Source organism: Polaromonas sp. UC242_47 (assembly GCF_044452385.1).
GTDB lineage: Bacteria > Pseudomonadota > Gammaproteobacteria > Burkholderiales > Burkholderiaceae_C > Polaromonas.
The window spans coordinates 1,238,076-1,256,846 of record NZ_JBIOAO010000001.1; the positions used below are offsets into that span (position 1 = coordinate 1,238,076).

The following is an 18,771-nucleotide window of genomic DNA, read 5'->3' on the forward strand; positions in this document are numbered from 1 at the left end:
GTAAAATCTTGGGCTGAGTTGAACGCAAAGCTGGCCCCGGTGTGACGCAGTTCACATGTGTTGCCAGGTGACTCCAGCCGCGCAAACTACCTCATTTCTATTCCTATCACCGATTTAAACCTTCCTGGAGTCATCAATCATGAGCAAAAAACCCGTCCGTGTTGCCGTTACAGGGGCCGCTGGTCAAATCGGTTACGCCTTGTTGTTCCGCATTGCTTCCGGCGAAATGCTGGGCAAAGACCAGCCCGTCATCCTGCAATTGCTGGAAGTGCCTGTTGAAGGCCCGCAAAAAGCGCTCAAGGGCGTGATGATGGAACTCGACGACTGCGCTTTCCCGCTGCTCGTGGAGATGACCGCCCACGGCGACCCGATGACCGCCTTCAAGGACGCCGACTACGCGCTGCTGGTCGGCTCGCGCCCCCGCGGTCCCGGCATGGAACGTGCCGAACTGCTGGCCGTCAACGGCGCCATCTTCACGGCACAGGGCAAGGCCTTGAACGCCGTCGCCAGCCGCAACGTCAAGGTGCTGGTGGTCGGCAACCCGGCCAACACCAACGCCTACATCGCGATGAAGTCGGCGCCGGATCTGCCACGCAAGAACTTCACCGCCATGCTGCGCCTGGACCACAACCGCGCTGCCAGCCAGCTCGCTGCCAAAACCGGCAAGGCCGTGGCCGACATCGAAAAACTCACGGTCTGGGGCAACCACTCGCCCACGATGTACGCCGACTACCGTTTTGCCACCATCAACGGCGAAAGCGTCGCCAAGATGATCAACGACCAGGAATGGAATGCCAACACCTTCCTGCCCACCGTCGGCAAACGCGGCGCCGCCATCATCGAAGCCCGTGGCTCCTCGTCGGCGGCTTCGGCTGCCAACGCTGCGATTGACCACATGCGCGACTGGGCCCTGGGCACCAACGGCAAGTGGGTCACCATGGGTATTCCGTCGGACGGCCAATACGGCATTCCAAAAGACACCATGTTTGGTTTCCCCGTGACCTGCGAAGGCGGCGAATACAAGCTGGTCGAAGGCCTGGCGATTGATGCTTTCTCGCAAGAGCGTATCAACAAGACCCTGGAAGAGTTGCAGGGCGAACAAGCCGGCGTTGCCCACCTGCTCTAAACCAAGCCTTGCGAGTCAAGACCTTGTACCCAACGTGCGCATGAGCGACTGGAATCCTTCGCTCTACAGCCGTTTTGAAGACGAGCGGACCCGGCCGGCGCGCGAGCTGCTGGCCCGGGTGCCGCTTGAAAATGCCAGGCAGGTGGTGGATCTGGGCTGCGGCCCGGGCAACTCCACCGAACTGCTGGCCCAGCGTTTCCCGAAAGCCGACCTGGTCGGCACCGACAACTCGCCCTCCATGCTGGACAGCGCCAGAAAGCGGCTGCCCGGTGTGCGTTTTGAGCTGAGCGATATTTCGCAGTGGACGCCGGCGCAAGCCCCCGACCTGATTTACGCGAATGCGGCATTGCAATGGGTGCCGCAGCACGAAACACTGATCCCCAGGCTGTTTGCCGCGCTCGCGCCTGGCGGTGTCCTGGCCATCCAGATGCCGGACAACCGCAATGAACCCACGCACCGTGCCATGCGGGATGTGGCCGGGCAAGCGCCTTGGGCTGCTGCCATTGGCGAAGCGGCTGCATTACGCACGGCCATTTTGTCCTTGCAGGATTATTACGACTTGCTGGCACCACAAGCGCTGCAGGTTGATGTCTGGCACACGATTTACCAGCATCCCATGGCATCACCTGCCGCGATTGTGGAATGGGTCAGCGCGACCGGGCTCAAGCCTTTTGTCGAACCCTTGAATGCCGAATTGCGCGCCAGTTACCTGGCCGAGTATGAAAAGCGGATCGCTGCCGCTTATTTGCCGCGCACTGACGGCCAGTTGCTGCTGGCTTTCCCGCGCATGTTTATCGTGGCACAACGCAAATCATGAAACCACCTGTCCACCCCCGCGAGGCGCTGATGGGCGCGCAGGCCGGGTCTGTCGTTTTGCCCGTGTGTGATCATTACAGCGGCGTCGAAGTGCGCATGCGCAAAAGCCTGCAACTGCAGGCCGAGATGATGCAAGAGTTCGGCGCCTGCGTGTTCGACGTGACACTGGACTGCGAAGACGGCGCGCCCGTGGGCGGCGAGGCCGACCACGCGGCCATGGTGGTAGCGCTGGCGGTGCTGGCCGCGGACCAGGCCCGTGTGGCGGTGCGTGTGCACCCTGTGGACCACCCAGCTTTCGAAGCGGACATGTCCCTGATTGCCGGCAAGTTGTCGCGCCAGTTGTGCCACATCATGGTGCCCAAGGTGGAGTCGCTGGCCGATGTGCTCAAGGCCGAACAGGCGCTGCTGGCCGCATCGGCAGACAATTTGCCGCTGCATGTGCTGGTGGAGTCGCCGCTGGCGGTACGCAATGTTTTCGAGATTGCCGCCCATCCGCGTGTGCAGTCCATCAGTTTTGGTCTGATGGATTTTGTTTCCGCCCATGGCGGGGGCGATTCCTGCCGACGGCATGAGCGGCAAGGGCCAGTTCACACACCCGCTGGTTGTGCGTGCCAAGCTTGAAATCGCGTCGGCCTGCCATGCGTATGGCAAGGTGCCCTCGCACTGCGTGGTCACGGAATTCAAGGACGTGGCCGCGATGGCCGGTGCGGCCCGGCAGGCCGCCCGTGAATTTGGCTATACCCGGATGTGGAGCATTCATCCGAACCAGATTCGACCCATCCTGGAGGCTTTTGCCCCGGATGAGCGCGAGATTGAAAATGCTACAAAAATAATAGCTGCTGCCGCCCATGCTGATTGGGCGCCCATTAGTTTTGACGGTAACCTGCACGACCGTGCGAGTTACCGTTATTTCTGGCAGGTGCTGGAGCGCGCCCACCAGACCGGCCGTGTGTTGCCGCCCGAGGCGCAGGGCTATTTTGCCGCTGCCTCCTGATTGTCTTGATTGATTTGGTCCATTGTTTTCAAGGAAACCCCGTGAAACTTATTCTTGCCTCTGTGATGATTTTCGCCACGCCCGCCCTGTTGCTGGCGCAGACCGAGCAGCCCGCCAAAGCGGCGCCTAAAGCGGCCGTCAAGGCCGCGGCAGCAGACGCCAAGCCGGCGCCCAAACCCCGTGCCCCAATCCGCCGCTCGGCCGCCAAGGCCGTGGAAGAAGTGACGCCTATCGACGACGATCCCAACGTCACCCTGAGCGCCGCTGACCTGGAGGTCGCCAAACAGGTGTACATGGGCAACATTCCCTGCGAGCTGGGCGCCGCTGTCGTCATCACGGCCAGCACCAAACGCCCGGGCTTTTTCCTGGTGCAGACCGGGAAAATGCGCTTCAGCATGCATCCGGTGGAAAGCCGGACCGGCGCGATCCGCCTGGAAGATCCCCGTGCCGGCGCCATGTGGTTGCAACTGGGCAACAAGTCCATGCTGATGAGCCAAAAGCTGGGCCAGCGCCTGGCCGATGAATGTATGAGCCCGGCGCAAATCACCTTCGCCGATGAACTCAAGCGAAACCCGCGCCCCAGCATTCTGGATGCGCCTGTCCCCGTTCCCGCAGCCATCAAAGCCGCCCCTTGACCGTTTGTTGAATACAGGAGAAGAAAACCCATGATGTCAGAATTCATCCAGACCTATCGCAACCACGTCGCAGAACGCGCCGCGCTGGGTATTCCACCGCTGCCGCTGTCGGCCAAACAAACCGGCGAAGTGATCGAGCTGCTGAAAAATCCGCCCAAGGGCGAAGAAGCTTTTCTGGTCGAGCTGATCACGCACCGCGTGCCGGCCGGCGTGGATGACGCCGCCAAAGTCAAGGCCAGCTACTTGGCAGCCGTGGCCCATGGCACGGAAAAATGCGCGCTGATCTCGCGCGAACACGCCACGCAATTGCTGGGCACCATGCTGGGCGGCTACAACATCAGCCCCATGATTGCGCTGCTCGACGACGCGCAAGCCAGCGTGGCCACGCAAGCGGCCGCCGGCCTGAAGAACACCTTGCTGATGTTCGACCAGTTCCATGACGTCAAGGAAAAAGCCGACAAGGGCAATAGCTACGCCAAGGCCGTGTTGCAAAGCTGGGCCGATGCCGAGTGGTTCACCAGCCGTCCCGAAGTGCCAGCGTCCATCAAGCTGACCATTTTTAAAGTCGCCGGCGAGATCAACACCGACGACCTGTCGCCCGCACCCGATGCCTGGAGCCGTCCCGACATTCCGCTGCACGCGCTGGCCATGCACAAGAATGCACGCCCCGGTGTCACGCCCGAAGAAGACGGCAAACGCGGCCCCATCAAGTTCATTGAAGAACTCAAAGCCAAGGGCAACCTCGTGGCCTACGTCGGCGACGTCGTCGGTACCGGTTCCTCGCGTAAGTCCGCCACCAACTCGGTGTTGTGGTTCACCGGCGAAGACATTCCTTTTGTGCCGAACAAACGTTTTGGCGGCGTCTGCCTGGGCTCGAAAATCGCGCCTATCTTCTACAACACCATGGAAGACTCGGGCGCGCTGCCCATCGAACTCGACGTGAGCCAGATGGCCATGGGCGACGTGATCGAGCTGCGCCCTTACGACGGCAAGGCCTTGAAAGACGGCAAGGTGATTGCCGAGTTCAAGCTCAAAAGCGATGTGTTGTTTGACGAAGTGCGTGCCGGTGGCCGTATTCCGCTGATCGTCGGTCGCGGCCTGACCGCCAAGGCGCGTTTTGCACTGGGCCTGCCGCTGTCGACCCAGTTCCGTTTGCCGCAAGACCCGGTCAACAACGGCCGTGGTTTCACCTTGGCACAAAAAATGGTTGGCCGTGCGGTTGGTTTGCCAGAAGGTCAGGGCGTGCGCCCCGGGACTTATTGCGAACCCAAGATGACCTCGGTCGGCTCGCAAGACACCACCGGCCCGATGACCCGCGACGAGCTGAAAGACCTGGCTTGCCTGGGCTTTAGCGCCGACCTGGTGATGCAATCCTTCTGCCACACCGCGGCTTATCCCAAGCCCGTCGACGTGAAGATGCACCACGAGTTGCCTGACTTCATGAGTGATCGCGGCGGCATCCCGCTGCGTCCGGGCGACGGCATCATCCACAGCTGGCTGAACCGCATGTTGCTGCCTGACACCGTCGGTACCGGCGGCGACAGCCACACCCGTTTCCCCATCGGCATCAGCTTCCCGGCCGGTTCTGGCCTGGTGGCTTTCGGCGCCGCCACCGGCGTCATGCCGCTGGACATGCCGGAGTCGGTGTTGGTGCGTTTCAAGGGCGAGATGCAGCCCGGTATCACCTTGCGTGATCTTGTCAACGCGATTCCTTTGTACGCCATCAAGGCCGGTCTGTTGACGGTGGCCAAGCAGGGCAAGAAGAACATTTTCTCCGGCCGCATTCTCGAGATCGAAGGTCTGCCAGACCTGAAGGTCGAGCAGGCCTTTGAATTGAGTGATGCTTCGGCCGAGCGTTCTGCCGGCGGCTGCACGGTGCACCTGAACAAGGAACCCATCATCGAGTACATCACCAGCAACATCACGATGCTGAAGTGGATGATCGCTACGGGTTATTCGGACGTGCGCACCATCAAGCGCCGCATCGCCGCCATGGAAGCCTGGCTGGCCGATCCACAATTGCTCAAGGGCGACGCGGATGCGGAATACGCGGCCGTCATCGAGATCGACCTGGCCGACATCCACGAACCTATCGTGGCCTGCCCGAATGATCCGGACGATGTAAAAACCCTGGCCGACGTGGCCGGCGCCAAGATCGACGAAGTGTTCATTGGTTCGTGCATGACCAACATCGGCCATTTCCGCGCCGCCTCCAAGCTGCTGGAAAACAAGCGCGACATCCCGGTCAAGCTGTGGATGGCACCGCCGACCAAGATGGATGCCAAACAACTGACCGAAGAAGGCCACTACGGTGTGCTGGGTTCGGCCGGCGCGCGTATGGAAATGCCGGGCTGCAGCCTGTGTATGGGCAACCAGGCGCAGGTGAAAGAGGGCGCGACGGTGTTCTCCACCTCGACGCGCAACTTCCCCAACCGTTTGGGCAAAAACTCCAACGTTTACCTAGGCTCCGCCGAACTGGCCGCGATCTGCTCCAAGCTGGGCCGCATCCCGACCAAGGCCGAATACATGGCCGACATGGGTGTGTTGACCGCTGCCAGCGACACCGTGTACCAGTACCTGAACTTTGACCAGGTCAAGGACTACACGGACATGGCCGACACCGTCAAGGACGGCGTGCCCGCCTGATCTTGCGAGCAGCGCAAGCTGAATGAAAAAGCGGCCTTCGGGGCCGCTTTTTTATGCGCATGGCGGATATTCGTGTCCTGCCACCTTGTTCATGATGAATTGTGCCTCTAGCCCATAAAGGACGGACGCAACCAGCTATTGAATTGGTAGCGACTACGACTTCACGCCCGCGTCATCAGGGCCTGCAGCGCCTGCCGGGTGAAGTCGTCGGCCGGGAAAAAGGTTTCCATGGCCAGTTCCTGCAGGGTAACGTCCACCGGTGTGCCGAAGATGGTGGTGGTGCTGATGAAGCTGAGAACACCGCTCGGCGTGGTGAACTTGAAAGGCATGACCACGCCCGCGTGTTCGCCTTCCAGGTGTTGGTGGCTGCCTTCGGGCACCGGGTAGGCGCGTAATTCGTCCAGCAACGCGACCAGCACCGGGTCTGCCGTAGCTGTGATTTGCTGGCGCAAGCGTTCGAACAGGTGGTCCCGCCATTGCACCAGGTTGGCGATGTGAGGGGCGAGTCCCTGCGGGTGCAGACTCAGGCGCAACACATTGACCGTGCCTTGCCGCAGCGAAGCATCGGCGCCGGCCATCAGCAGCGGCACCATGCGATTCGCCGCGACCAGGTTCCAGTGCCGGTCAATTGCCAGCGCGGGGTAGGGCTCGTGGCTTTGGAGTATCAGCTCGACCGCCTGCCGCGCGGCATCCAGCGCCGGATCGTCCAGCGGGCGTTCACGGTACATGGGCGCGTAACCGGCGGCCACCAGCAGCGTGTTGCGCTCGCGCAGCGGGATGTCCAGGCGCTCGGACAGGCGCAACACCATCTCGCGGCTGGGGCTGGCCCGGCCGGTTTCGACAAAACTCAGGTGCCGGGTCGAGATGTCGGCTTCGCTGGCCAGGTCCAGCTGGCTCAGGCGCCGGTGCTGGCGCCAGTGGCGCAGGTGTTCGCCAAAGGCTTGTGGGCTGGCGCGCGAAGTCCGGGCGGGGGTGTGGAGGCTGGTCAACATGGCGCCATCGTAAAGCCAGGCCGGCCGCCGCGCCATTACCTCCCAGGTTATCGACGGGCTGCAGCGGCCCGGGAATGATGCACCCATGGCCGCATCGGTGGATAGCCCGGTGCGGCGGCTGTATCAACCCGCTATCCCCAACCCAAGGAGTTTGTCATGTCTGTTGCTTCCTCTCTGTCGTCCCTGATCGCTTCCCCCCACTTCCTGCGCCGTGTTTTGTGGCTGGACGCCGCCACCGGTGTGGCCACAGGCGCGTTGCAGTTGTTGCTGCCCGGTTTTCTGGCCGGTTTGCTGGGCCTGCCTGAAGGTTTGCTGGTGGCCTCGGGCTGGCTGCTGTTGGGGTATGTGGCGGGCATTGCCTTTATCGCCACGCGGCAGTTTGTCCACGCCGAGCTGGTCTGGACCTTGATTGCGGCCAACCTGTTGTGGGTGCTGGGTTGCCTGGCACTGCTTTTCGGCGGGCTGGTCACGCCGACCTTGCTGGGTCAGGTGTTTGTCGCCGTCCAGGCCCTGGCCGTGGGTCTGCTGGCCGAGCTGCAGTGGTTCGGGCTGCGTAAAAGCGCTGCGCAACACGCCTGGTGAGTGCCGGCAGGGGACCGGGCCGATGTGTCTGGCGCCCTTGTGACAGGACTTTCTTGTATGCTGTGGATTTTGGCGATCACGCGACGTGGCCGCCAACTCCCTTCCCCTTAGAAAGTCCTTTTCATGACACGCGTTTTCAATTTCAGCGCCGGCCCGGCCACCCTTCCCGAACCCGTTCTGCGCCAGGCGGCCGCAGAAATGCTGGACTGGAACGGTTCCGGCATGTCGGTGATGGAAATGAGCCACCGCGGCAAGGAGTTCATCTCCATCCACGCCCAGGCGGAAGCGGATTTGCGCGAGCTGATGGCCATTCCGGCCAATTACAAGGTCTTGTTTCTGCAAGGTGGCGGTTTGGGGCAAAACGCCTGCATTCCGATGAATTTGTTGCGCGGCCATGCCAGCGCGGACTTCATCAACACCGGCGAGTGGATGAAAAAATCCATCAAGGAAGCCAAAAACTACTGCCAGGTCAATGTGGCCGCCAGCGCCGAAGCCACGGGTTTCACCAGCGTGCCCAAGTTTGACACCTGGAAGCTGGACCCGAACGCGGCTTACGTGCATATCTGCTCCAACGAAACCATAGGTGGTGTCGAGTACCACTGGACGCCGGACACCGGTGCCGTGCCGCTGGTCGCCGACATGTCGTCCAACATCCTGTCGCGGCCCATCGATGTCAGCCGTTATGGCCTGATTTATGCGGGTGCGCAGAAAAACATAGGCGGCGCAGGCCTGACCCTGGTGATCGTGCGTGAGGACCTGATCGGCCAGGCCATACAACATACGCCGTTTGTGTTTGACTACAAACAGCAGGCCGACAACGACTCCATGTACAACACGCCGCCGACCTACGCGATTTACATCGCCGGCCTGGTCTTCAAACACCTGAAGGCGCTGGGCGGTCTCAAAGCCGTGGAAGCTCACAACCGCCGCAAGGCCGCGCTGCTGTACGACTACCTGGATGCCACCTCGTTTTACAGCAACCCGGTGGCGCCCGAAGACCGTTCGTTGATGAACGTGCCTTTCAAGCTGAAGGACGAGTCGCTCGACGAAGCTTTCCTCAAGGGTGCGCAGGCACGTGGCATGTTGCAACTCGAAGGGCCACCGTTCGGTCGGTGGCATGCGGGCCTCGATTTACAACGCGATGCCGGTCGAGGGTGTGCAGGCCTTGGTGGCCTACATGAAGGAGTTTGAGGCCAGCCATGGCTGAAGGCCTGCCGGCGCGGCGCTTCGAAATTCTGGTCTTGAACCAGATTTCAGCCAGTGGCCTCAAGCGCCTGCCGGCAGAGCGTTACAGCGTCGGCAAGGACCTGGACCGGCCCGACGCGGTGTTGCTGCGTTCGGCCGACATGCATGGCATGACGGTTCCCGACAGTGTGCAAGCCATCGCCCGCGCCGGTGCCGGCACCAACAACATCCCGGTTCCCGCCATGAGCGCGCGCGGCGTGCCGGTGTTTAATGCCCCGGGTGCCAATGCCAATGCGGTCAAGGAACTGGTGCTGACCGGCATGTTGCTGGCGGCGCGCAATATCGCACCGGCGCTGCGTTTTGTCGGCAGCCTGGACAGCAGCCAACCCGACATGGACAAGCTCGTGGAAGAGGGCAAGAAAAACTTCGCCGGTTTTGAGCTGGCCGGCCAGACCCTGGGCATTGTGGGCCTGGGCAAGGTCGGTTGCCTGGTGGCCGATGCGGCCATCAAATTAGGCATGCAGGTGCTGGGTTACGACCCCGACATCACGGTGGATGCGGCCTGGAGCTTGCCGGCTCAGGTCAAAAAAGCCGGCAGCGTGGCTGAGGTGCTGAAAAACGCGCATTTTGTCACCCTGCATGTGCCGCTGGTGCAGGCCACGCGCGACCTGGTGCATGTCGACAACATCCAACTCATGGGTCCGGGCGCGGTGCTGTTGAACTTCTCGCGCGAAGGCGTGGTCAACGAAAGCGCGGTGCTGGCCGCCCTGGCTGCCAAACAACTGGGCTGGTATGTCTGCGATTTTCCTTCCGCGGCCCTGAACCACCATGAAGGCGTGATTGCACTGCCGCATCTGGGTGCGTCCACCCGCGAGGCCGAAGAAAACTGCGCCATCATGGTGGCCGACCAGTTGCGTGATTACCTGGAACACGGCAATGTGATCAACGCCGTCAACTTTCCGGCGGTGGTCATGGCGCGCGAATCCGCCTACAGGGTGGCGATTGCCAACGCCAATGTGCCCAATATGCTGGGACAAATCTCCACCGCCATGGCCCAGGCCGGCCTGAACATCCACAACATGGTCAACAAGTCACGCGGCGACATGGCTTACACCCTGGTGGATGTGGACAGCCCGCTCTCGGTTACGGTGCTGGACCAGTTGCGCGCCATTGAAGGCGTGCTGGCGGTGCGTTACCTGCCCGATCCAGAGCGCCAGGCGCTAAGCCCTGTCCTTGCGACGTGAAACACAACAGCGTGACAATAGTGTCAAAACCACAAGACTAGGAGTTCACCATGGCCCACGAGTTCGCTTCCACCCTGAAGACCTTCAAGACCGCGTCCGGCAAGACCGGCAAGTTTTATTCGCTGCCCGCGCTGGCCAAACAGTTTCCCAAGGTGTCGCGCCTGCCGGTGTCCATGCGTATTGTGCTGGAGTCCGTGCTGCGTAATTGCGACGGCAAAAAAGTCAGCGCGGAACATGTCAAGCAACTGGCCAACTGGGCGCCCAAGGCCGAGCGCACCGAAGAAATTCCGTTTGTGGTCTCGCGCGTGGTGTTGCAGGATTTCACCGGTGTGCCGCTGCTGGCCGACCTGGCCGCGATGCGCGCCGTCGCCGTGAAGCTGGGCAAAGACCCCAAACGTATTGAGCCGCTGGTGCCGGTGGACCTGGTGGTGGACCACTCCATCATGGTGGACTACTACGGGAAGAAAAACTCGCTGGACCTGAACATGAAGCTGGAGTTCCAGCGCAACCGTGAGCGTTACGAGTTCATGAAATGGGGCATGCAGGCCTTTGACACCTTTGGTGTGGTGCCGCCGGGTTTTGGCATCGTGCACCAGGTCAACCTCGAATACCTGGCGCGTGGTGTGCACAAGAGCGACAAGGGTGTGTATTACCCCGACTCCCTGGTCGGCACCGACAGCCACACCACCATGATCAACGGCATCGGTGTGGTCGGCTGGGGCGTGGGCGGCATCGAGGCCGAAGCCGCCATGCTGGGCCAGCCGGTGTATATGCTGACGCCCGACGTGGTGGGTTTTGAGCTGACCGGCCGCCTGCGTGAAGGGGTCACCGCCACCGACCTGGTGTTACGTGTGACGGAAACCTTGCGTAAGGAAAAAGTCGTCGGCAAGTTTGTCGAATTTTTTGGCGAAGGCACGCGCACGCTGGCCTTGCCTGACCGTGCAACGATTGCCAATATGGCGCCGGAATATGGCGCAACCATGGGCTTTTTCCCGGTCGATGAAAAAACCATTGAATATTTCACCGGCACCGGCCGCACCAAGGCTGAGATCGAGGCCTTTGAAGCCTACTTCCGCGCGCAAGGCCTGTTTGGTGTGTCCAAGGCTGGCGAGATCGATTTTTCGCAGGTGGTCAAGCTGGACCTGGGCGATGTGACGCCCAGCCTGGCCGGCCCCAAACGTCCGCAGGACCGCATCGAGCTGGGCCAGGTGGCCAGCCAGTTTGCGTCCTTGTTCAGCAAGCCAAATGCCGAAAACGGTTTCAACCAGCCGGCCGCCATGTTGGCCACGCGGCATTTGCTGCGGCATGTCGACCATGGCCGCGTGGACACCTTGCCGGGGGCACCGCCCACCCCCTCGGGCGCGCCGCGTTCGGTGGTTGAGATGGAAAGCAACCGCCCCACGCTGGCCACGGCGCAGTCCAACGTGTTGCCCCCCCCATCCAAGTCGGCCGGCATCAGCATAGGCAATGGCGATGTGTTGATCGCGGCCATCACCAGCTGCACCAACACCTCGAATCCCAGCGTGTTGCTGGCGGCCGGTTTGCTGGCCAAAAAAGCGGTGGAAGCCGGCCTGAAGGTGCAGCCGCACATCAAGACCTCGCTGGCGCCCGGTTCACGCATCGTCACCGAGTACCTGACCAAAACCGGCTTGTTGCCCTACCTGGAAAAACTCGGTTTTGCGCTGGCCGGTTACGGCTGCACCACCTGCATCGGCAATGCCGGCGACCTGACGCCGGAGATCAACGAAGCCATCAACAAAAGCGACTTGGTCTGTGCCGCCGTCTTGTCGGGCAACCGCAACTTTGAAGCACGTATCCATCCCAACCTGAAAGCCAACTTCCTGGCCAGCCCGCCGCTGGTGGTGGCTTATGCGATTGCCGGCACGGTGATGCGCGACCTGATGACCGAACCTGTGGGCAAGGGCAAAGGCGGCAAGGATGTTTATCTCGGCGACATCTGGCCGACCAGCGACGAAATTTACAAACTGATGAAGTTCGCCATGAACGGCAAGGCCTTCCGCGAGAACTACGCCAAGGTCAAGTCCGAGCCCGGCAAACTCTGGGAAAAGATCAAGGGTGTGACCGGCACGGCCTACACCTGGCCGACCAGCACCTACATCGCCGAGCCGCCTTTCTTCAAGGACTTTGCTATGGAAACCATAGCTGATCGCGCTCGTCAATCGGGGGCTGGAGGCCAAAAGGAGTCTGTGGCTGTGAAGGGCGCACGCATCATGGCGCTGTTTGGCGACTCGATCACCACCGACCACATTTCGCCGGCGGGTTCGATCAAGGCCAGCTCACCGGCCGGCCAGTGGCTGCTGGCCCATGGCGTCTTGAACACCGACTTCAACAGCTACGGCGCGCGCCGCGGCAACCACGAGGTGATGATGCGCGGCACTTTTGCCAATGTGCGTATCAAGAACCTGATGATTCCAGCAGGCCCCGACGGTTCGCGCGAGGAGGGTGGTGTCACCTTGTTCCAGCCCGGCGGCGAGAAGATGTTCATCTATGACGCGGCCATGCAATACATGGCCAGCGGCATGCCCACCGTGATTTTTGCGGGTGAGGAATACGGCACTGGTTCCTCGCGCGACTGGGCCGCCAAGGGCACGCAGTTGCTCGGTATCAAAGCCGTGGTGGCCAAAAGTTTTGAACGCATCCACCGCAGCAACCTGGTCGGTATGGGCGTGTTGCCGCTGCAGTTCAAGGCCGGTGATTCCTGGCAAACGCTGGGGCTGACGGGCAATGAGGTGATTGATGTGTTGCCCGATCCCGACCTGAAACCGCAAAGCGAAGCCACCCTGGTGATCACCCGTGCCGACGGCACGCAGCAAAAGCTGCAGCTGATTCTGCGCATAGACACTCCTATCGAGGTGGACTACTACCGCCACGGCGGCATTCTGCCCTTTGTGCTGCGGCAGTTGCTGGCGGCATGAACACGGGGACAGTTTTCTTCAAGCCTTTTTTTCGCCATCGCGGTCATGTCGGGCGTGACCCGGCCTGTGCGGGTCGCTGCTCCGTCCCGCCGTCACAGCCCATCGACTCGGCGCGAGGTTTTTCTTGACACAGCAAGCCTTGATCGCCGGCGGCGGCATTGGCGGCTTGGCGGCTGCGCTGGCCTGCGCGCGCGCCGGCTGGCATGCGCGCTTGTACGAACGCGCAGCGGTTTTCAGCGAGGTCGGCGCCGGCATCCAGATCGGTCCGAATGTGGTCAAGGTCTTGCACGACTGGGGCCTGGCCGATGCACTGGCCGCCGTGGCCGCCTTTCCGAAACAGCTCGAGGTGCGCAGTGCGGTCTCGGGCAAGACCTTGGGGCTGCTGCGCCTGGGCGAGGTGATACGGCAGCGTTATGGCGCGCCGTACGCCACCGTGCACCGGGCCGACCTGCATGGCCTGTTGCTGGCGGCCGTGCAGCAAGCGGGTGTGACGCTGCGGCTGAACTGCACGCTGAACCGCTTCACGCAAAGCGCTGAAGCGGTGACGGTGCAGGGCCCAGAGGGCCCGGCGCTGGAGGGCGACGTGCTGGTGGGGGCGGACGGTTTGTGGAGCCCGGTGCGGCAATGGTTATTGGGCGACGGGCCGCCGCGCAGCACCGGCCACCTGGCCTACCGCGCGCTGGTCCGCCAGGCTGATATGCCCGAGGCCTTGCGTTCCAGCCAGATCACGGCCTGGCTGGGCCCACGCCTGCATGTGGTGCAGTACCCGGTGCGCGGTGGTGACTGGCTCAACGTGGTCGGCATCGTGCAGGGCGAGGTACCCGGCGCGCTGGATGATTGGGACCATGGCACCGACGCCGCCGGCCTGCGCGCGGCGCTGGCCGGGAGCTGCACGCCTCTGCAAGACCTGGTCCAGGCCATTCCCGACTGGCGGCTCTGGGCGTTGTGCGACCGGCCACCGCTGCAAGGCGCTTACCAGCATGCCTTGGGCCGCGTGGCCCTGCTGGGCGACGCCGCGCACCCGATGCGCCCCTACCTGGCCCAGGGGGCGGGCATGGCGATTGAAGACGCGGCCGACCTCGGACGGGTGCTGGCCCAGGCGCTGGACCCGGCCCTGGACGTGCCCACCATGCTCAATCGCTACGCGCTGAACCGCTGGCAGCGTAACGCCCGTGTGCAAGCGCGTGCCATCCGCAATGGACAAATTTTCCATGCCAGCGGCCTGGTGCGCTGGGGGCGGGATACGTCGATGAAGTTGTTGGGGGAGCGTTTGTTGGACGTGCCCTGGCTGTATGGCGGGCCGTGAGTTGCTATTAAATTAGTAGCTGCTTGCGTCCCGTCTTTAGGGGCTGGAGGCCGGTTTTATTCATGAGTTCGGGCTGTGCTGGTCAAGCTTGAGTTTGCTTGGCCTGTGTGTGCGCTTCGAGCTTGCCGGGGTTGCCCGGCGGCAACTTACTTTTCTTTTGCGTCGCCAAAAAAAAAGTAAGCAAAAGAAAAGGCGACCCCGCTGTCTGCGTCCCCTGCGCTGCGCTACGGGGCAACCTGCGGTGCTCGGCAAAAGCGGGGTCTCGCTCGAACTCGGCTGCGCCTCAAACAATCGCGAGCCCTGATCCGCTTTTCCCTGCGCTCCTCGGTGCAGGCAGAAGGGGTTGGGGAGCGGGATCGGATGCGGGGAGACAAGGACGCGCCTAGCGCGTCCTTGTTGAATATTTCCACGAGACCGTCATTCATGCACGCGAGCGCAGCACACGTAGCCAAATGAAGTCCCCCTCCATCGCCCAGCGGGGCGAGGGAGGGGTTAGGGGTGGGAGTGGGGAGTTGCGCCTACTGCCCACGGTAGACCCGAGACGCAGCGTGATGCTAATGTTTTTGCTATAAATTAAATAGCTGACTGCGCCCGTTGCTAAAAGGCTGGAGGCCTGTTTGACTTACAAATCCGTACGCAGTTTCCAGATTTCCGGAAACAGCACCACATCCAGCATCTTGCGCAAATAACTCACGCCGCCGGTGCCGCCTGTGCCGCGCTTGAAACCGATCACACGTTCCACCGTGGTGACGTGCCGAAAACGCCAGAGCCGGAAGGTATCTTCCAGGTCGGTGAGTTCTTCGCCGAGCTGGTACAGGTCCCAGTATTTTTTCGGGTCGCGGTAGACGAGCAACCAGGCTTGTTCGACCGCGTCGCTTTCCAAGTAGCCCTGCGTCCAGTCGCGCTGGGTGTGGCTGGCCGGCACGGCCAAACCGCGCCTGGCCAGCAGACGCAAGGCTTCGTCGTAAAGCGACGGCGCTTCAAACGCGGCTTGCACCTGCGCCAACAAATCCGGCCGGTGTGCGTGCGGCTTGAGCATGGCGGCATTTTTGTTGCCCAGCGCAAACTCGATGCAGCGGTATTGCGCACTCTGGAAACCGCTGGAGTTGGCCAGGTAAGGACGGATGGCGCTGTACTCAGGCGGTGTCATGGTGGCCAGCACGTCCCAGGCGTGCACCAACTGCTCCATGATTTTGCTGACACGTGCCAGCATCTTGAAGGCGGCGCCAAGTTCGTCCCTGGCCACGTTGGCAATCGCCGCGCGCAACTCATGCAGCATGAGTTTCATCCACAACTCGCTGGTCTGATGCTGGATGATAAAAAGCATCTCGTCGTGCGCGGGTGAGAGCGGTTTTTGCGCACCGAGGATGGCGTCCAGCTGCAGGTAGTCGCCGTAACTCATGTCGCGGCTGAAGTCGAGTTGGGCTTTTTCGTCAGCGACGATTTTTTCAGGCGTGTTCATCTCAAGTCACCGCATGTTTCTGATTGAATTCTGCGCGTTGCCATTCGCCGGTGTCGAGCACTTGTTTCAGATGTTCCACCGCCTGCCAGACGTCTTCAAAACCAATATAAAGCGGCGTGAAACCGAAACGCAGGATGTCCGGGTAGGCCGCGCCGTCGCCGGCGCGGAAGTCACCAATCACGCCGCGCTTGATCAGCGCCTGCACGATGGCGTAGGCGCCTTCGCTGCGCGAGAGACAGACCTGCGAGCCGCGTTGCGTGTGCTCGCGCGGCGTGGCCAGGCCCAGACCCTGGCCGGCGCAGCGTTCTTCCACCAGCGTGATGAACAGATCGGTCAGCGCCAGCGACTTGGCGCGCAGGGCTGGCATGCCGCCCAGGGCCTCCGCGGTGCCGAACACGTCCAGCCCACATTCCAGCGCGGCCAGGCTGAGGATGGGCTGGGTGCCACACAGGTAACGTGTGATGCCCGGTGCCGGGCGGTAGTCGCTGGTGAACTCAAACGGCGCGGCATGGCCCCACCAGCCCGACAGCGGTTGCTGGAAGCGGTCGGCATGGCGGGGATGGACCCAGACAAAAGCCGGTGCGCCGGGACCGCCATTGAGGTATTTGTAGCCGCAGCCAACGGCGAAGTCAGCGTCTGCGCCTTGCAGGTCCACCGGCACGGCGCCGGCGCTGTGTGCCAGGTCCCAGACCGCCAGGCAACCGGCGGCGTGGGCGGCGGCTGTTATCGCCGCCATGTCGTGCATGGCGCCGGTGCGGTAGTTCACGTGGGTGAGCATCAGCACCGCGGCGTCTCTGTTCAAGGCGGTCAGAATCTCATCGGGCTCGACCAGCTGCAGGCGGTAGCCGCGCTCGCGGCACAAGCCTTCGGCGATGTAAAGGTCGGTCGGGAAGTTGCTGCGTTCGCTGACGATGACTTTTTTATCCGGTGCATCTTGCGCGGCGATGTTGAGCGCGGCGCTGAGCACCTTGTAGAGGTTGACCGAGGTGCTGTCGGTGGCCACCACCTCACCCGGATTCGCGCCCACCAGGCGAGCGATCTTGTCGCCCAGGCCTTGCGGCAGATGGAACCAGCCGGCGCTGTTCCAGGACCGGATCAACTCCTGGCCCCATTCCTGGGTGATGACCTCGGCCACGCGGGCCGCCGCGTTTTGGGCAACACGCCTAACGAGTTGCCATCGAGGTAAATCACGCCCTCAGGCAATACAAATTGGTCGCGCAGCGGGCGCAGGGGATCGCGGGCATCAAGCGCGCGGCAGTTATTCAAGGTGGTCATAGTTCTCTCAAAATGGCTCGAACCGGCGAGGCATCGGCCCGGGTTAATTTCAGGGGCAAGGCGATCAGCTCGTAATCGCCGGCCGGCACGTCGTCGAGCACCAGGTTTTCCAGCACCCGCAAACCGTGTTGCAGCAGCAGGTGGTGGCTGGGCAAGTCCTGGCTGGTGGCGGGGTCTACGCTGGGTGTGTCTATGCCGACAAGCGCTATATTTTTGGTAGCTAGTAGCGCAAGAGTGGCGGGGGCTATGGCTGTAAAAGAAGCCCAAGACTGGCTGGCCACGGCGGCGGTACGCAGCAGCACCCGCGGCGGCAGCTTGTCCAGCGCATGGGCGATGTGTTGCGGCTCCACCAGCGGTCCGCAGTCCAGGCAATGGATCACGCGGCAGGGACCCAGATAGGGCCACAAGTCCACGGCACCAATCGCCGCTTCGCCGTTGGCGTAATGCATGGGCGCGTCGGCATGGGCGCCGGTGTGCGGCGAGAAGGTGAGGGTGTTCACATTCACCGGGCAGCCGGGTGACAGCGCAAAGTGCAGTTTTTGCGAATACGCGGCATCACCCGGAAACACGGCCGCCTGCTCGTCCACGGCTGGCGAGATGTCCCAGATTTTTCGGTTCAAGGTAGGCATGCTTTTAAGTTATCACTATCAAAAAACCATGGTGTCGGTTATTTCCAACAGGGGTCTTAAATAGATCGCGGCCAGCACAAAGCCAGGACGGGCGGTACAGTCGGTGGCTGACGCCGGGGACAGGCGTTTTCAGCATCAACAACCATTTCGAGGAACAGCATGAATTCGAGCGGCAAAGGCAAAGTGGCATTGGTAACGGGCGCGGGCACAGGCATAGGCAAGGCGGTGGCGCTGGCGCTGCTGCGCGAGGACTACAGCGTGGTGCTGGTCGGCCGGCGTGCCGAACCTTTGAACGAGGTGGCTCAGGAATCGGGCGCCGGCAGCCGGGCACTGGCCGTGCCCTGCGATGTCAGCCGGCCTGAGTCGGTGCGTGCAGCCTTCGACCAGGCCCAGCAGGTGTTTGGGCGGCTGGACCTGTTGTTCAACAACGCCGGGGTCGGCGCGCCGCCCGTGCCCATGGACGAGTTGACCTTTGAGCAATGGCAAAACGTCGTCAACATCAACCTGACCGGCTCTTTTTTGTGCGCGCAGCAGGCGATCCGGCTGATGAAAACCCAGTCACCGCAAGGCGGTCGCATCATCAACAACGGCTCGATCTCGGCGCACGCGCCGCGTCCGAACTCGGCGCCTTACACCGCCACCAAACACGCCATCACCGGCCTGACCAAATCGATCTCGCTGGACTGCCGCAAGTACGACATCGCCTGCGGCCAGATTGACATTGGCAACGCCCAGACCGAACTGGCCGCACGTATGGCCAAAGGGGTGCCGCAGGCCAATGGCGAAATTGCGATTGAGCCGCTGATGGATGTGAACCATGTTGCCGATGCCGTGGTGCACATGGCGGCGCTGCCGCTGTCCACCAATGTGCAGTTCATGACCATCATGGCGACGAAGATGCCGTTTGTGGGACGGGGTTGAGGTTTTTTGTTCGCCCTGAGGC

12 protein-coding genes and 3 pseudogenes are annotated in these 18,771 nt (G+C 62.1%); 11 read left to right on the forward strand and 4 right to left on the reverse strand.

Going from position 1 to position 18,771, the window contains the following annotated elements; all coding sequences use genetic code 11:
- Positions 1 to 139: 139 nt before the first annotated feature.
- From ACHMXK_RS06025 to ACHMXK_RS06045, 5 genes and pseudogenes are all read left to right on the forward strand, one after another.
- Positions 140 to 1,126 (forward strand): malate dehydrogenase, encoded by a 987-nt coding sequence (locus ACHMXK_RS06025; protein WP_397438555.1) that lies wholly within the window; start codon positions 140 to 142, stop codon positions 1,124 to 1,126.
- A 40-nt stretch (positions 1,127 to 1,166) separates the two neighbouring features.
- Positions 1,167 to 1,943 (forward strand): trans-aconitate 2-methyltransferase, encoded by a 777-nt coding sequence (gene tam, locus ACHMXK_RS06030; protein WP_397438557.1) that lies wholly within the window; start codon positions 1,167 to 1,169, stop codon positions 1,941 to 1,943.
- Positions 1,940 to 2,936: pseudogene (locus tag ACHMXK_RS06035) on the forward strand (HpcH/HpaI aldolase/citrate lyase family protein). Before tam ends, ACHMXK_RS06035 begins: the two are co-directional and overlap by 4 nt.
- A gap of 41 nt (positions 2,937 to 2,977) precedes the next feature.
- Entirely contained in the window at positions 2,978 to 3,571 is a 594-nt protein-coding gene (locus tag ACHMXK_RS06040) for a hypothetical protein (RefSeq protein ID WP_397438559.1), read from the forward strand.
- Positions 3,572 to 3,601: 30 nt separating this feature from the next.
- Positions 3,602 to 6,217 (forward strand): bifunctional aconitate hydratase 2/2-methylisocitrate dehydratase, encoded by a 2,616-nt coding sequence (locus tag ACHMXK_RS06045; RefSeq protein WP_397438561.1) that lies wholly within the window; start codon positions 3,602 to 3,604, stop codon positions 6,215 to 6,217.
- Positions 6,218 to 6,378: 161 nt separating this feature from the next.
- On the opposite strand, the gene ACHMXK_RS06050 is transcribed toward ACHMXK_RS06045, so the two are convergent.
- On the reverse strand, positions 6,379 to 7,209 hold the full coding sequence (locus tag ACHMXK_RS06050) for a helix-turn-helix domain-containing protein (RefSeq protein WP_397438562.1): 831 nt from the start codon (positions 7,207 to 7,209) through the stop codon (positions 6,379 to 6,381).
- A 156-nt stretch (positions 7,210 to 7,365) separates the two neighbouring features.
- On the opposite strand from ACHMXK_RS06050, the gene ACHMXK_RS06055 reads away from it, so the two are divergent.
- The 5 genes and pseudogenes from ACHMXK_RS06055 (at position 7,366) to ACHMXK_RS06075 (ending at position 14,462) form a co-directional block, all read left to right on the forward strand.
- Positions 7,366 to 7,791: a hypothetical protein gene (locus ACHMXK_RS06055; protein ID WP_397438564.1), complete on the forward strand. Its 426-nt coding sequence runs from the start codon at positions 7,366 to 7,368 to the stop codon at positions 7,789 to 7,791.
- Between the two features lie 123 nt (positions 7,792 to 7,914).
- Positions 7,915 to 8,998: pseudogene (gene serC, locus ACHMXK_RS06060) on the forward strand (3-phosphoserine/phosphohydroxythreonine transaminase).
- The gene (locus ACHMXK_RS06065; RefSeq protein ID WP_397438565.1) at positions 8,991 to 10,220 is read left to right on the forward strand and encodes a phosphoglycerate dehydrogenase; all 1,230 of its coding nucleotides are present in this window, start codon (positions 8,991 to 8,993) and stop codon (positions 10,218 to 10,220) included. Before serC ends, ACHMXK_RS06065 begins: the two are co-directional and overlap by 8 nt.
- Positions 10,221 to 10,270: 50 nt before the next feature.
- Entirely contained in the window at positions 10,271 to 13,156 is a 2,886-nt protein-coding gene (locus ACHMXK_RS06070; protein WP_397438567.1) for an aconitate hydratase, read from the forward strand.
- Positions 13,157 to 13,280: 124 nt separating this feature from the next.
- A complete protein-coding gene (locus ACHMXK_RS06075; protein ID WP_397438569.1) occupies positions 13,281 to 14,462 on the forward strand; it encodes an FAD-dependent monooxygenase in 1,182 nt (393 codons plus the stop codon).
- A gap of 622 nt (positions 14,463 to 15,084) precedes the next feature.
- On the opposite strand, the gene kynA is transcribed toward ACHMXK_RS06075, so the two are convergent.
- The 3 genes and pseudogenes from kynA to kynB all read right to left on the reverse strand — a co-directional run bounded on the left by kynA (position 15,085) and on the right by kynB (position 17,828).
- The gene (kynA, locus tag ACHMXK_RS06080; protein WP_397438571.1) at positions 15,085 to 15,924 is read right to left on the reverse strand and encodes a tryptophan 2,3-dioxygenase; all 840 of its coding nucleotides are present in this window, start codon (positions 15,922 to 15,924) and stop codon (positions 15,085 to 15,087) included.
- Position 15,925: 1 nt separating this feature from the next.
- A pseudogene (gene kynU, locus ACHMXK_RS06085) lies at positions 15,926 to 17,199 on the reverse strand (kynureninase).
- Positions 17,196 to 17,828, reverse strand: coding sequence for an arylformamidase (gene kynB / locus ACHMXK_RS06090; protein WP_397438573.1), 633 nt, complete (start codon positions 17,826 to 17,828; stop codon positions 17,196 to 17,198). The pseudogene kynU and the gene kynB overlap by 4 nt, the downstream one beginning before the upstream one ends.
- Before the next feature lie 159 nt (positions 17,829 to 17,987).
- On the opposite strand from kynB, the gene ACHMXK_RS06095 reads away from it, so the two are divergent.
- Positions 17,988 to 18,749 (forward strand): SDR family oxidoreductase, encoded by a 762-nt coding sequence (locus ACHMXK_RS06095; protein WP_397438575.1) that lies wholly within the window; start codon positions 17,988 to 17,990, stop codon positions 18,747 to 18,749.
- The last annotated feature ends 22 nt before the right edge of the window (positions 18,750 to 18,771 follow it).

Coding starts and splice junctions, on each gene's coding strand:
- kynB (WP_397438573.1), bottom strand. CDS start 17,828: ATGCCTACCTTGAACCGAAAAATCTGGGACATCTCGCCAGCCGTGGAC.
- tam (WP_397438557.1), top strand. CDS start 1,167: ATGAGCGACTGGAATCCTTCGCTCTACAGCCGTTTTGAAGACGAGCGG.
- ACHMXK_RS06025 (WP_397438555.1), top strand. CDS start 140: ATGAGCAAAAAACCCGTCCGTGTTGCCGTTACAGGGGCCGCTGGTCAA.
- ACHMXK_RS06045 (WP_397438561.1), top strand. CDS start 3,602: ATGATGTCAGAATTCATCCAGACCTATCGCAACCACGTCGCAGAACGC.
- kynA (WP_397438571.1), bottom strand. CDS start 15,924: ATGAACACGCCTGAAAAAATCGTCGCTGACGAAAAAGCCCAACTCGAC.
- ACHMXK_RS06055 (WP_397438564.1), top strand. CDS start 7,366: ATGTCTGTTGCTTCCTCTCTGTCGTCCCTGATCGCTTCCCCCCACTTC.
- ACHMXK_RS06070 (WP_397438567.1), top strand. CDS start 10,271: ATGGCCCACGAGTTCGCTTCCACCCTGAAGACCTTCAAGACCGCGTCC.
- ACHMXK_RS06095 (WP_397438575.1), top strand. CDS start 17,988: ATGAATTCGAGCGGCAAAGGCAAAGTGGCATTGGTAACGGGCGCGGGC.
- ACHMXK_RS06065 (WP_397438565.1), top strand. CDS start 8,991: ATGGCTGAAGGCCTGCCGGCGCGGCGCTTCGAAATTCTGGTCTTGAAC.
- ACHMXK_RS06050 (WP_397438562.1), bottom strand. CDS start 7,209: ATGTTGACCAGCCTCCACACCCCCGCCCGGACTTCGCGCGCCAGCCCA.